Origin of the sequence: Flavobacterium sp. I-STPP5a, from assembly GCF_009764685.1 — a bacterium.
GTDB lineage: Bacteria > Bacteroidota > Bacteroidia > Flavobacteriales > Flavobacteriaceae > Flavobacterium.
The window spans coordinates 177,988-193,579 of the sequence record NZ_VHLM01000019.1 but is presented as its reverse complement, the minus strand read 5'-3'; the positions used below and the strand labels follow the sequence as shown (position 1 = coordinate 193,579).

The following is a 15,592-nucleotide window of genomic DNA, read 5'->3' as shown; positions in this document are numbered from 1 at the left end:
TATTTATTAAGGTTAAACACTACTATTATGTCTTCAAAACAAGGTTTTAGTCAGTATCTAAGTCATTAATTAATAGTTAAATAATTGTTTGAAAAATTATTTTTTAAACAAAACTTCAAGTATTTTAGAATAAATACTGGTGTTTTGATAAACTCCTGCAAAAGTATCTGCACCGGCTCCATAAGCAAATACAGGTACAGCAATAGCAGTATGATCATTGGTACTAAAACTACCCAGCACATAACCTGTTTTTAAATTTCCATCGAGTAATGACAGACCTCCTGTTTCATGATCAGCAGTTACAATAAGTAATGTTTCTTGGTTTTTATCAACAAATTCCATTGCCTTTCCTACTAATTGATCAAAATCCAAAAGTTCGTGAACTACATACTCTAAGTCATTTTGATGTCCACCGTAATCAATTTGAGCACCTTCCTCCATTATAAAAAAGGGATTTGATGTTTTTGAAAATACTGCACAAGTTTTTTCAAAAGATTTCACCAAAAAATCACCTCTACCTGCTTTTTTAGAGAGACCAGCAACCTGGTCTATGAGTACAATTTTGTTGTTTTTAATGGTATCAATACTATTTAAATTTGTTGAAAATGTGTACCCTTTTTCAATTAAGTTGGTCCCCAAATTCTGACCATCTTTTCTTTTGATAAACTCATCAACACCAGCGCCCATTAAAATATCGGATGGATTAGATAAAAAATCACTTGCTATTGGTTCATTGAAACTTCTTTCAGGTTGATGTGCGTAAAATGCAGCAGGAGTTGCATCGGTTATGTTGCCTGATGAAATTATTGCGGTTTTGAAATTTCTCTTTGCTAATTTCTGAGTAATTGACTCAATAGGTTTACCTTCGGGATCAACACTTACAAAACGGTTTTTAGTTTTAAAACCTGTAGCCATTGCTGTTCCCCCCGCCGCAGAATCAGTTATATAACTATCAGAAGCATAGGTGATCGAAAACCCTTGTGTTGGAATGTTAAACATATTTAATTGGCCTTTATTTGCAGTGTAACCTGCATAAATTTGAGCGAGTCCCATGCCATCACCAATCAATAAAATAATATTTTTAGGCCTTTTGTTATGTTGTTTAACCTTCGGGATATAAGCCGTATGAAAATTGGTGTTTTGAAAAGAATATTTTTTATAATCATTTATAAATTTGGAAAGTTCAGTTGTTTTATCGGTGCCAATATAATCTACCTTGAGTCCCATAAGGGTAATCCATGTATTTACATTATCTTGGGTACTCCAAAAACGAATTTTTTTATTTTTTTGGTGTACTGAATTAATTACACCTTGAATTTTATCTAAATCGGCTTGAACAAGAACCCCTTTACCATTCCAAACTGTATAATTTTTAAGACTTTCACTAATCATGGTTATACGTTCCAATTGCGCTAGAGTATACTCTTCATTTATTCTTCCATCAAAAAAAATATAATTTGGATAGCTAGACCATTGAGTTGGATTTGGTCTATTGCCAGATATTACTATTCTAATAAACTGTCCATTTGTTATTTCTGGATATTTTTTTAATTGCTCTATCAAAACAGCTAAAGTACTTATGGCCTCTGTTTTAATATCAATCATAAGATCAAGCTTATTTTCAACAGAGTGAGGAGGCATTTTCTGAAGTTTAATTTTTTCAGAGATTGGATCAAGATAGGCTTTTTTAAGCGTAAAACTAGGGGTTATTTCTTTTAAAGAATGTGCTAAAAACAATTCATTGTCTACTAAAAAGACATCAGCTTCTATGACACCAACTTTATTATTAAAGGCTTCAATGAACGGTACCTTGTTTTCGTAGTCATTGTGGGCATGTATATTAAAAGTCTTATAGTCTTGAGCATGCAACTGCACAAGAAAAAAAAGAAAAAAAAAGAATTTAATTGATTTCATTTTGAATTTGATTTATATAAAATAATTTACATGGGTAAAACAAATAGCCAGTTACTGTAAACAATAAATGGCTATTTTTAAATCATAGTAAAACCTCACAAGTTACATTGTATTGCAACTTGGAGATTTTAAAAAATAAACAAACAACAAGTAATCTTACCAACCAGCATTTTGGGGTAAACTTCCTTTACTTACAGCAATTTCATCAGGAGGTATTGGCCAAACGTGGTGTACTTTTGGATTAAAATTTCGTGAGGGATAAATAACCTTACCGTCATAATGATGTAAAGGAAGTGCATATACCGCTTGTGCATCACCCCAACGAACGAGATCAAAATGACGATCCGTCCATTCACCTGCTAATTCGCAACGTCTTTCTCTCTTTAAATCTATCATTGTAGCACCAGTTATATTAGGCAATCCAGCACGGTTACGAATCATATTGATTTCAACATCGGCATTTTGCCCTTTCATTAACTTTGATTCGGCTAGCATCAATATAACATCTGCATAACGCAATAAGGGTAAATTCAAAGCAGTTGAAGGCTTGTCTCCATTTGCATTAACATAACGAATATCTACACTATTGGTGGCTGTTTTTGGATAGGTAAATGGTTCCATATATTTCTTAAATTGGTACCCTGTTCTATTACTAGATCCTGCTACATATTTGCCCTCGTTGAATATTGCTTCTTGACCAAAATAAATGAATTTATCGCCTTTTTGAAGTATAGTAGCACTTCTTCTTTTATCTCCAGATTGGTAAGAGTCAAATAATTCTTTTGTAGGATAGAAATTACCCCAACCATTATAGGCTCCCCAGCCTTTATCTTCCAAACAAACTCCTGGAAAAATAGAGCCCAAACTAGTATTTGAAGCGCTGGATGTTACTGACCAAATATACTCTGAAGACCAGTTATTTGCAATTTTGAACACATCCTCAAAGTTGTCTAACAGTTTATGTTTCCCACTGCTTATAATCAAATTTGCATATTTAATTGCATTGTCCCAATCTTTTGCATACAGATATGTTCTTACTAGATATCCCCAAGCAGCAGTTTTGTGAGCATGACCATAATTATCGGGTGTTAGTTCATTAAAATAAGGTAAAAGTTCAGCTGCCTTTATTAAATCATTTGCGATATAGGTGTAGTTTTCTGCTACATTTTTAGCACGAGGCACGTAAATATTCGTGGGGTTTTCTCTATCTTGAATAGGAATTCCAGCATGTTCATCACCGTAACGGTAAGCCAGTTCTAAATGCATTACAGCATGATTAAAATAAGCTTCTCCAACCATTTTTGATTTTACTTTTTCATCCATTGCGATTTTAGGAGCATTTCGCAATAGATCATTACAACGTTTCATAACTTCATAATGCAATGCCCAAATATTTTTAGTATCCGATTCTGAACCGTCTACTGTAAAATTTTTAATCCTTTCGGCATTCGCTCTAGTTTTTGTCCCAATATCATCACTTGCGTTATTGAGCCAAAAAAAACCTCTACCATACATATTATCATCACTGTACAAACCATATATTGCATTCAAACCTGCTTTAGCATCAGCTGGAGTTTTCCAAAAACTAGCACTAGAAGGAGCTCCTTGCGGTTCTAAATCAAGCTCATTTTCACATCCCATAAATAAGAAAAACACGAGGGAACCAAAAAATAAGAGAATTGTTTTTTTCATTTTTTCTTTATTTTATAATTAAAAAGTTAAATTGATACCTGTTATAAAAATTCTTGAAAGAGGATATCTTCCTAAATCTGTTCCAAAATTATTTATGCCTACTTCAGGATCCATACCTGAATATTTTGTAATTGTAAATAAGTTTTGTGCTGAAACAAAAATTCTAGCCTTCAATTTATGCTGTACCCAATTTTCATTCAAAGTATAACCAAAAGACACATTTCGTAATCTTAAAAAAGAAGCATCTTCAATGTAAAAATCTGAAATACGTCCGAAATTATTATTATTATCTTTTGCTGAAAGAATCGGAATATTGGTATTAGTGTTTTGTGGAGACCATGCATTTTTTGTTTCAGCTAACAAGTTATACCCAGGAAAAGAACCATTTAAACCTGTATATTTAACGGCATTAAATACACTAACATCAGCAACACCTTGGAAGAAAACATTGAAATCAAATCTCTTATAATTCATGTTTAAATTTAGACTGTATGTCGTTGAAGGGAAAGAATTCCCTAAAATAGTTCGATCATTATTATTTATTGCTCCGTCTCCATTAAGATCTTTAAAGCGTATATCACCCGCTTTTGCATTGGGTTGATAAGCAACTCCATTACTATTCACATATGCTTTAGCTTCAGCATCTGATTGAAACAAACCTTGTGTAGAAAAACCATAAAAAGCACCAATTGAACTACCTACTTGATATATATTTGCTAATGGTAAGTTTCTTACCCTAGGGGCATTTAAGGGTTCAAGATTTGTCAAACCATCCTTAATAGAAACGATTTCATTTTTTAAAAATGCTGCATTTGCGGTTATATCAAATTTGAAGGCTCCATTCGTTTTTTTGTATCCTAAACTCAATTCCAATCCTCTATTTTGAACATCACCAGAATTAACAATTCTTCCAGAAGGTGTTCCCGCTACACCCGGTAATTGATCTCGAACCAACATATCTTTATTGGTCTTTTCAAATACATCAATAGAACCGGTAAAACTATTCTTGAAGAATCCAAAATCTAAACCGATATTTTTTTGCTCTGAACTTTCCCATTTCAATTCAGGATTTGATAATTCTTTTTCCGAAAAGCCAAAATTCAATGTTGGTGACGCTCCAAATAATGAAGTAGTTTGTGTTAATGGCACACTAAATTGATAAGGACCTAAACTCCCCAAGTTCCCTAATTGTCCCCAACTAGCTCTTAGCTTCAAATTCGAAACAATAGTTTTTGAACTTTCCATGAAGTTCTCCTTAGTCAAAACCCATCCTAAAGAAACTGATGGATACACTTCCCAACGATTCGCCTTAGTAAGTTTAGAAGTTCCATCCCTTCTAATAATACCAGTAAACAAATATTTATCATTGTAAGAATAATTCAATCTCCCTAAATAAGAAAGCACCATCACTTTATCATTACCCGCACCCTTTTGTTCAATAGTTTTTGCATTAAGCAAATAACGCTGAGATGGCGCTTCACTATCAAATCCCGTACCTTCTACCCTAAAATATTCTTGTTCTGAAGATTGATACGTATACCCTAACAAAGCCGAGAAATTATGCTTGTTCATGCTCTTATTGAAAGTAAGTGTTTGCTCGCTTAATAAATCCGTAAATGTAGTTGAGGATTGTGTCAATCTATTAAAATCGAATATCTTACCTGGTTCCGTAATTTTAGTTTCAAAAATCTTACTATCGTTTTGAATTCGAGTTATCCCCCAGTTAGATTTAAAACTAAGTCCTTTTATTATTTCCCAATTTAAAAATGGATTGATCAACATATTTGATACTGGATTTCTATTATCTAATCTTTTCAAATAAGCTACTGGATTGATTACATCACCATACGAACCGACATATTTAGTAGGGACTCCACCAAATTCTCCGGAACCATCTTGTTTATAAATTGTTGCATTAGGGGGATAAAATATGGCAGATAAGATAGCTCCTGTATATCCACTATCAGTATTGGCTGATTGTCCATTGGTTAGTGAATAATTAAAATTTTCTCCAATGGTCACTTTTGGAGTGATTTTAAATGCGGCGTTTATCCTTGCTGTATATCTTTCAGAGAAAGTATTTAATAAGATTCCTTCATTTTTTCGATAACCACCTGATACAAAAAAATTCATTTTTTCAGACCCACCATCAATTGAAGCAGTCAAATCACTAACTTGTCCTACCCGAAAAATTTCATCCATCCATACTGTATTAGTGGTACGAGCTGAAGGTTCATTTGCAATGTTAAATGCAGGTATTCTCGGCAATCCAGCGTTGTCTGTAGCTGTATTCATTGCGTCTGAATATTCTGCAGCATTCAAAGCAACTAGTTTTTTAGCTACACTTTGGATACCCGATTGAAAATTCACATTAATATTCAATCGTTCAGCATTTCCCTTTTTGGTAGTAATCAATATAACACCTCCAGAGGCACGAGCTCCATAAATTGCAGCAGACGCTGCATCTTTTAAAACACTAATAGACTCAATATCATTAGGGTTAATAGTGTTTATTGATCCGCTGTAAATAATTCCATCTAAAATTAGAAGAGGACTCTCAGCATTGAGCGAACCAATACCTCTAATATTTATGGTAGGTGGTGCAGTAGGATCTCCACCATTATTTATTACCGTTACACCAGCAGCTGTACCTTGCAAAAGTTCTGCAGTAGAATTGTAAGTTCTACTGGATATTTCTTTTAAAGAAACAGAAGAGACAGCCCCAACAACTTGTGATTTTTTGACACTACCATAACCCATTACAACCACTTCTTGTAATTGTTTTGCATCTTGAATTAATATCACATTCAAGTTAGCAACAGAGGAATTAATTTCAATTTCTTGAGTAATGTATCCTAAATAGTTAAAAATTAACACTCCATTATCATTACTAGTTGCAATTGTGAAACTACCATCAAAACTAGTGGTAGTAGCAAGATTAGTTCCTTTTAGTTTAACTATTACTCCAGGAATAGGCAGACCGTCTTCTTTACTTACTACTTTTCCAGAAATTGTTAAGTTATTTTTAGTTCCTTTTTTTTGAACAGAAGCTTTTGTTACAATTATGTTTTTATCTATAATTTCAAATTTCAAGTTTAATGGCGTACAGATCTTATCTAATATGTTGGGTAAACTTTCATTATTAGCCACAAAACTTATTTTTTGCAAACTATTTACTTGTGAAGTTTCATAGAAAAAATGAACATCAAGTTGCTTCTCTATTTTTTTAAATACTAAATTTAATGACTCGTTTTCTACCTTCATGGTTAGTTTTGAAGGGCTAAAGTCTTTAGAAGATGAAGAATAAACAGTGGTACTCCACAGCGCTACTATTAAAACTAACATGGATTGTGCGATACAATTCCTTTTTAATTCATTCCATTTCGAATAGAACTTTCTTTTTAAATTCATGATTTTTACTGGTTTTTTAATTTCAATTTAAAGTGTGTTTTTATGGTACTTCGATTCTATAATATTTCGCTTTGACTTACAATTTGATTACATATCTATTTTGTTCTTTAGTAAAGGAACCGTTAATGGTTTTGGAAAGAATATTTATAATTTGGTCAGGGTCTAATGCAACAAAACGAGCACTTATTTGAATGTTTTTTGATGAATTGTTATTGAACTCAACTTCAATCCCATAGTTGATTTCGATATTTTCTATTAATTCATTTATAGGAGTATCTTCAAAAACCAAGATATTATTTCGCCATGCCCCAATGGCTATTTTATTAATATCGTTATGCGTTTTTAGTGTATTATCTTGATTGGATACCGTTATTTTTTGCCCTGGCAAAAGCGCTATTTTTTTATTATTATCAATTGAACTGACTGAAACTTTTCCTGTCAAAACCGAAACTTCTTGTATTCTATGATTTGGATACGCACGAATATTAAAACTGGTACCTACAACTTTGGTATCCATTTTTGAAGTATGAATAATAAAAGGATGTTTTTTATCTTTGGCAACTTCAAAAAAAGCTTCACCCTCTAGATATACTTCTCGAGTTGCTCCACTAAAGTTTTTTGGATATTTCAAAACACTTCCTGAATTCAAGTGGATTACTGATCCATCACTTAGGGTTACTATTTCTTTTTGACCAAATCTTGTTTCAGTTTTTTTACAAAAAAAAGAAGACAAAAAAGCATTCGATTGATTTGTACTTATCCACCAAGTACCAATAGATAGGAAGACTAACAATGTTGCTGCTATTTGTAATTGGATTGTGTTGATAGAAAATAAATAATTATTTTTTCGTCTTTTAATAAATTTAATCTCCTTTTGTAAATCTGTTGGAGAGGTTATTACAAGGTCATTTTGATCATTAGAATTTGAGTTTTGAAACCAAGAATTCAAAATTTTTTCTCCTTCTTCAGAAAAATTACCTTCTAAAAATGTTTTTACTGCTTTATGTAAATTATCTGTCATTTAAAAAAAACTTATGTCTATAATGATGTCTATGAATTATACTTTTGAGTTGGTAGAGAAATATTAACTTTATGTTAAGTCTTAAATAAAGAGCTGCATGCTGTTACTTACCAAAATTTAATTTTAACTCCATTTCTACGTTTACAAGAAACTTTTTGATGTAGTTAAAAATTAGCATCGAAAAAAAAGCAGAGCAATAAGAAAGTAAAATTCCTTCAAATTTGTTCGCATTAATTTCAAAGCATAATTAATATGGTATTTCACAGTTTCTATAGAAATTTTCAACTCCTCAGATATCTCTTTATTGGTATAATTTTTATATCGACTTAACACAAATACCTCCTGTGCCTTAGTAGGCAAGAGCAGTGTTGCATTATTTAAAGCTTCTTGTAATTCTTCAAAAAAAATATATTCTTCAATAGAATTTGTTTTCGGAGATTCCTCATATGAATTAACTACTTCATCAATAAAGTCATCTTTTATAGTATTAGATTTAAAATAATCTAAGGTTGCGTATCGCACTGAGGTATACATGTAAGAAGCAAATTTCTTTTGAATAACTAATACTTTTCTGCGCTCCCAAATAGTAATAAATACCTCTTGTACAATTTCTTCGGCAATAGAAACTGATTTAACACGCCTATAAACATAGTTCACTAACAAATCTCTATATCGAATATATAACTCATCAAAAGCTTTTGTACGTCCCTCTTGTAGCATAACTACAAGCTCTTCATCAGAAAAATTAGTAAACATTGTAAAATGTATTTATGGATTTCAAAAATTTTACCCTAAAATGAAACAAAAGCATTGGATCGAAGTATTTTCTAATTACATCCCTATTTTGCAAAAACATAGTTTAAACTTTAAGTGGTTACTTGTAAGTCTTACAATGGGAAACAATAGGTAGGTTGAAAAAGTTACGCTTGTATTAACATTTATTTTAACAAATAACAATTTAGTAAAGCAAGCATGCGTTTATTTGTAAAAAAGAGCCAAAGGGATCATCATCATTGTGCTTTTTTTTGGTTACTTCAAATAAAAATTTAGGTTTAAGCTTTTAGGTAGCAATAAATTATCTTTGTCAAATAACAGAGCGCAATATTTTTAGAGGAGTGTATTCAATAAAGTTCAACTAGAGATTTAAAGACGATAAGGATCGTTTAGAATTTTTATCTGAGATAAATGGTGTAATGGCTATAATTGTAAACGCTGTAATGATGATAAATTTGGGAACGTAAAAACAGCTATAACCGACTTTGTACCAAGTCTCGATATAACGAAAGTCCAACAGCAGTAACTATGTTTGAAAAACTTAAATTTTCAATTCTAATAGCCTTTCCTATTATTTCTAAACATTGTTGTCTGATCTAAAAGAAGCAAAATTAATGGCTTCTTAAAAACATCGTAATTTAGAGTTACAAAATTCAAATAACGATGGGTAAAAAAAGTATTTTCAACTAAATCTCTTTTCAGACAGTTGTTTTTTTTACTAGATGATTCTATGATTTCAACAGCGGTTCAGAAACATAACTCGGACAGGTATCTAAAACATTTTAAAAAGCCAAACAGGTATTGTTCACGTGATGAGTTTGTGATTGCAGGTCCCGAAGAAATTAAAAAGGAAGAAGTAAAGGATTGAAAAAATTAATTAGCTTGGCTATTGAAATTTTAGAAAATGGTGTCAATTTGGTCTCGTTTTTATAGTAGTTTATAAACTCTACTTTTTGAAAACAATTTTCTAACTCTAGGTTTTGTTTTCTGAGATAAAATTAATCATTGAAAATGAGGTTAATAAAAAAGATGTCATGAATGGAAGACTCTCTGTTGTGAATAGCAAGAAAAAGAGGTGTGACTGAAAATTACGAATCAGTATAAAATAAAAAACCTTCCCGTGGGGAAGATTTTTAAGTAGTTTGAGAGAATAAAAGGCTATTTCAAATAGTAAACCTTTATATGATTTTAACATCTTCAGGAATTTCATAGCTACTCATATGGTTTTTCAGATTTCGTCTCGTTTTTATAGTAGTTTATTAATTATACTTTTTTATCTTTTATTAACCTTATTTCTAGTTCTATCTTATGCTATTTGAGACAAAACTGGAGCATGAAAACAAGGTTAATGAAAGAGTAATGTTTTGTGAGCTGGTAATTAGCCCTTAAATGTTACTTTAAATTCATCTGAATCATCCGATGAAAAGTAATATTTACCTATGTATCCATCTTTGTATGGGTGTTTGGATGATGCATTTTCTGAAGCTATATGCCAGTTGTTGTAATCGCCTGAACTACCTTGACCAATGCAAACGTTGAATTTATCTCCGTTTATTGTTAATAAACCTTTAATTGCAAAATTTAATTCTTTAGGCACATTGTCACCCCCTCTTGTATGAAACATTTTTTCATTAACAGAACTAACTACGTCATTGAACCATTTGGCATTTTCTGGATTATCTTTTCTTCCAGCTCCTATGTCAATTTTAAGTGTAGATCCATTATGAGAACTGGTTGTCTCTACTTCACCCCATGGTTGTCCTGGAGTAATCGTATAAAGATCTCCATAGACAAAGGAGATTGACTTTATGGTTTTGTCACCAGCAAAAATGATATTGTTATTATGCGTTTTTGTTTCCGGTATTGTTAGTTTACCTTTGCCTTTTATTGCAGCCTCACCGACTCCTTCTGAAATACCGGTGAATACTCCAACGGGCAAATCATTCTGAAATATCGTTAATTCAATCCCTCCTTCTTCAAAGTCAACGTTTACCAATTCAAACGTACACTTTCCTACCAAATCAGCTACAGGTTTGGAGAAGGAGCCTTCTATTTCTGATGTGCTAATATCAAAATCATCCCCAATTCCATCTGAATGAAATCGTAAAACTGGATTTTTAGGGTCTGCTACCAAAAATACGCATCCGATTTCATAGAATAAAAATCCTCCCATACCTAAAAGCCCAGTGGCTTCATAAATTCCTTCAAAATTTTCTTTACTATTTTCCATAGTTTCTAATTGTTTATTTTTTTATTCCTACTCATGAGGCTTTTCAGATTTCGCCTCGTTTTTATAGTAGTCTCTGAACTCTACTTTTTGATCTTGAAAACTACTCTCTAGCGCTAGGTTTTGTTTTCTGAGATAAAATTAATGATTGAAAATAGGGCAAATGAAAAAGATGTTGCGAATGGAAAACTTTCTGCTGTGAATGGAAAGAAAAAGAGGTGTGAATGAAATTTACGAATCAGTATAAAATAAAAAATCTTCCCGTTGGAGAAGATTTTTAATAGTTCGATGAAACATAAAACTGTAACTCCTAATATTGTATTGATATCATACTGCAGCCTTTTTTACATCATAAAATAACAGTAAAAATCTTACCATAAATCAAACAATTGAAATCTTATCAGTAAAACTTATATTACTGCAATGGTACTCTATTTTAAAAAGGAAAAAAGCACCTCCTTAAAAAAGAGATGCTTTTGTAATTAAAAATTAACTTTCTTATACTTTTGCCAATCTTACAGGCTCACCTTTTTTAAGTGTTTTACTTACTTCGTCTTCAGACATCCCAACAACGAGCATTACATCATTTTCAATTTTTATTTGTATTTGTAGAGGCTTAGTTGCTTCACACGCGCTATTCCAAAAATCAGAAACACTTTGAATATCACTTATAACAGCAATAAATTTCTCATCTGACAAATCATTATTAGCATCCTCACAACTTTCTAATGCCTTAATAATCAAATTCTCGACATCACGCCATGCCTCAATAATACCTTGAAGTTGTTCAGAAGAAACTACGGCATTATTAGATAATGTTTCAAACTGATTTGCTGTTTGAATTAATGTAACAACATCTTTACTTACATTATTCAATTCAGAATATTTTCTCTCAATTACATCTTTAGTAGTTACAAGTTCAATGGAATCTAAAACTATATAATAAGTTGCAACTGCCGCACCAATTGCTGTAAACGGAGCTACTGCCCAACCAAATGGCCCACTAGCTATTGCTAGTGCAGTAATGGTAATAAGTGCTGCATCAGCAACTGCTAACCCAGCTATACTCCATGAAAGCGCTATAACTCTATCTTTTAGTTTTTCAATTTCTTCGTTAAGTTCTTTTACTTTTTTTTCATTAACATCTTTTGCGTATAATGTTTTATTAGCCAATCCCATTAAAGTCTTCGATTGACTTGACATGTCAGTTTTGTAATTAGTTAAGCTTGTTATCAAATTAGATACTGATGCATCAGAAACTTTAATAAGTCCTTGAATCAACTTCAAATAAATTTTAAGCGTACCTGCAATCGATTTTTTAACATCAGGGCTTAAATCTGGATTTGTCAAAAGAACAGCAAGATTTAAAGCGTCTTTTAAATTTTCCTGTATATTTGTATTTGTATCAGCAATCTGCTTTGGCACATTAAGCAATTTATCAAGGATATTTGACTGCCATTGTCCCGTGCTACCTTTAAGGTCTATAAAAGTTTTTTCAAAACTCCCCCAATCAGGAAAATTATTAGGATAATATAATACTGGCAAATTTGTCGAACTTACAGCTAACGCATAGGCAGAAACATTAATTAGTTTTTCTTGGTAAATCTTTGAGTCAATAAATAGTTTTTTGTGAGATTCCTGAACGTTAGTTTTCATAATTTCTATTATTTAATTTCATCAGCTTAAAATACTTTCTATTTCTATACTTACTTTAACTAAACTGAGGAGTAGTTCGTTTATTTAAGTGGGTTCTGCTCCACTGTTCTAATCTTTTGAATATTCTTAAAAACAGTTTTTACTCCTTATTACATCATGTATAATCAGTTATGCACCTGTGGGTTGTATGTAATTTGGATTTCTATTTTTAGAACTTATGAAAACTACTTTCTAGCGCTAGGTTTTGTTTTCTGAGATAAAATTAGTTTTTGAGTAAGAGGCAAATAAAAAAGATGTTGTGAATGGAAGACTTTCTGTTGTGAATGGAAAGAAAAAGAGGTGTGAATGTAATTTACAAAACAGTATAAAATAAAAAAATCTTCCCGTTGGAGAAGATTTTAAATGGTTGGAGCTAGCAATAACCTATTTCAAAATAGTGAAACTTTTAATTGTTTCTTTATATGTTCCGCTAAACGTGACTTGGTGATTTCCCTCTAAAATCAATAAATTATCTTCAAGAATAATTTTTTCGATAGTATTGGTATTTACAATGTATTTTCGATGGGTTTGTACAAAGGTTTTACTGCATAATAACTCTTTGATTTTTCCTAGGGAGATTTGAATGACAAATTTCTCTTGTTTTGTGATGATATTACAATAGCGATCTTCTACATCAATGTAAATGATATCGCTTATTTTTACTTTGTTTAAGGCATTTTTCTTTTTTATGAAAAGATAGCACTCACTTATTATAGTATCTTGATGATCGTTGATAAAAACATTCGATTGATCATAAAATTTTTCTAAAGCCATTTCTATGGCATATAAAGTTTCTAACTCATTGAAAGGCTTTAGTAAAAAACTAAAAGGCTTGGTTAGTTTGGCTCTTTCAAAAATTTGTCTGTCTATTGAACTGGTTAAAAAAACAAAAGGTTTTAAAGCATTAGGTATAGTCGAAATAGTTTCAGCAAAAGTAATACCATCTGGATTCCCGTCTAAAAAAACATCAATGATAACTAGATCTATAGGTAATTTGTAGAATAAGGATAAAGCTTCTTGATAAGTACTGGCAATTCCAACTACATTATAATTATTTTCTTCTAATACTGCTTGTAGTGCAGTAGCTTCTTCAGGAGTATCTTCAATAATGAGAATGTTTATTTTATCCATTAGATTTGTATTTAGGAAGTCCGATGATCATTTTTGTACCACTATTTTCAGTACTTTCAATAGTAAAGATACCATTGTTTTTTTGAATCATCGATTTACAAAGTTGTAAACCTAAGCCAGTACCAATTCCTTTTTGATTTTTCTTTTTGTTGAGCAAATTTCCTTCTTTGAGTAAATTTGTCCTTGTTTCCTCATCCATTCCTATTCCTGTATCTTCAATGATGAGGTAATGAAAAGCATCATTTTTATCATCAATATAGACAGAGATTATTCCATTTTCATTTGAAAATTTAATTGCATTATCGAGCAGGTTACGAAGAATTATTTTCAAAGAATTTAAATCTGCCAGTACCTGAGTTGCTTTTGGAATAGTATTCGTAAAAACAAGGTTTTTATTTTCAAACAGCGGTTTATAATTGTACTCTATTTGTTGGATAACAGAATATAGGTGAACAGATTCGATATGAAAATACAATTGTTGTGTTTGTAGCGTTGCCCAATGCAGCAGGTTTTCTAATAGATTAAAAGTACTGTTGGTAATCGCCGCATTTTTATGTACAATTTTGTCTAATGCATCATAATCCCGATTTGCAATATCTTTTAACAACTTTGTATTGGTACCTTTCAGCATATTGACAGAGGAACGCAAATCGTGACTAACAATGGAGAAAAGTTTGTCTTTGGTAGCGTTTAAAGCATCTAAATCTTCTTTTTGGGCCTCTATGATTTTATTTGTTTTACTTTTTTGATTATAAAAGTAAAAAGCTGTCCCAAAAAGTAATAAGAATAAAATTGAAGAAGCAACAAAACCATTTCGTTGCGAAACCTTTACTTTATTTTCAGACTCTAGTAGTTGTATTTCTTTTTGTTTCTGGCTTATAGCGTATTTTTTTTCTGTTTCTGCTACAGCCCATATTTTGTTTTGATTATTTACGGAGTCTTTCCAAGTATCATATTCTTTTCGATACAGCATAGCTTTTGTAAGATCTTTTCTGTTTTCTTCCACAACCGCCATATTCAAAGCTGCGTTTTGTTTTATCTCAAAATTTTTTATTTTTTTGGACAAGGCATAGGCTTTTTGAAAATAAGGAATAGCTTGATTGTCTTTATATTGTTCGTAATAAAGATTGGCTATATCCATATAGCAAGCTATTAACAAAGATGTATTCTTTTCCTGTTTTAACAGTTCTGTACTTTTTAACAAATAAGATTCTGCATTTTCAAATTCTTTTAAATGAAAATAGCAGAGGCCTATGTTGTGTAATAGAACACTTTCTTTAGGTTTAAAAGAAAGCATATTATATTTTTTTATCAAAGGAATAAAAATTTTTAATGCCTTTTTATATTCTATTTGATTTAAATATATTTCTCCAATTGAACATTGAACATAAGAATAGAAAGAAAATTTTGAGGATATTAAATTATATTCTTTTAAAGATTCATTGAATATTTTTTTCTTTCTAAAGCTATGCCCTCTAAAATAATGAGCTAAATTATTTAGCTTTTCATTTTTAGTCGTTTTTAATAGTTTATCAGAATAAATTAATAAAGAATCCCATTCATTTTTTTTGTAATACTCATAAATGATTTCTAAATACTCTATGTCTTTATTTGAATTAATTATCTGTTTTACCTCTAGATCAAAATTATCTTTTTCTTGTGCAAAAAAGTTTGTGGTTAATAGAATTAAAAAAATGAATAATAATCGCATTTAGCTATTTTTATTA

At 31.2% G+C, this 15,592-nt stretch carries 9 protein-coding genes; all 9 read right to left on the bottom strand.

What is annotated here, in order from left to right; all coding sequences use genetic code 11:
- Positions 1 to 96: 96 nt before the first annotated feature.
- Positions 97 to 1,914: an alkaline phosphatase gene (locus tag FJV36_RS05080; RefSeq protein WP_158729665.1), complete on the bottom strand. Its 1,818-nt coding sequence runs from the start codon at positions 1,912 to 1,914 to the stop codon at positions 97 to 99.
- Positions 1,915 to 2,070: 156 nt separating this feature from the next.
- The gene (locus FJV36_RS05075) at positions 2,071 to 3,606 is read right to left on the bottom strand and encodes a RagB/SusD family nutrient uptake outer membrane protein (RefSeq protein ID WP_158729664.1); all 1,536 of its coding nucleotides are present in this window, start codon (positions 3,604 to 3,606) and stop codon (positions 2,071 to 2,073) included.
- A gap of 18 nt (positions 3,607 to 3,624) precedes the next feature.
- A complete protein-coding gene (locus tag FJV36_RS05070) occupies positions 3,625 to 7,017 on the bottom strand; it encodes a SusC/RagA family TonB-linked outer membrane protein (protein WP_158729663.1) in 3,393 nt (1,130 codons plus the stop codon).
- A gap of 76 nt (positions 7,018 to 7,093) precedes the next feature.
- Complete coding sequence (locus tag FJV36_RS05065) at positions 7,094 to 8,038, bottom strand: FecR family protein (protein WP_158729662.1); 945 nt, start codon at positions 8,036 to 8,038, stop codon at positions 7,094 to 7,096.
- Between the two features lie 171 nt (positions 8,039 to 8,209).
- A complete protein-coding gene (locus FJV36_RS05060) occupies positions 8,210 to 8,794 on the bottom strand; it encodes an RNA polymerase sigma-70 factor (RefSeq protein ID WP_158729661.1) in 585 nt (194 codons plus the stop codon).
- Between the two features lie 1,396 nt (positions 8,795 to 10,190).
- Entirely contained in the window at positions 10,191 to 11,042 is an 852-nt protein-coding gene (locus FJV36_RS05055) for a hypothetical protein (protein ID WP_158729660.1), read from the bottom strand.
- 495 nt (positions 11,043 to 11,537) lie between these two features.
- Positions 11,538 to 12,695, bottom strand: coding sequence for a hypothetical protein (locus tag FJV36_RS05050; protein ID WP_158729659.1), 1,158 nt, complete (start codon positions 12,693 to 12,695; stop codon positions 11,538 to 11,540).
- A gap of 423 nt (positions 12,696 to 13,118) precedes the next feature.
- Positions 13,119 to 13,865 (bottom strand): LytTR family DNA-binding domain-containing protein, encoded by a 747-nt coding sequence (locus FJV36_RS05045; protein ID WP_158729658.1) that lies wholly within the window; start codon positions 13,863 to 13,865, stop codon positions 13,119 to 13,121.
- On the bottom strand, positions 13,858 to 15,576 hold the full coding sequence (locus FJV36_RS05040) for a tetratricopeptide repeat-containing sensor histidine kinase (RefSeq protein ID WP_158729657.1): 1,719 nt from the start codon (positions 15,574 to 15,576) through the stop codon (positions 13,858 to 13,860). The genes FJV36_RS05045 and FJV36_RS05040 overlap by 8 nt, the downstream gene beginning before the upstream one ends.
- Positions 15,577 to 15,592 lie beyond the last annotated feature (16 nt).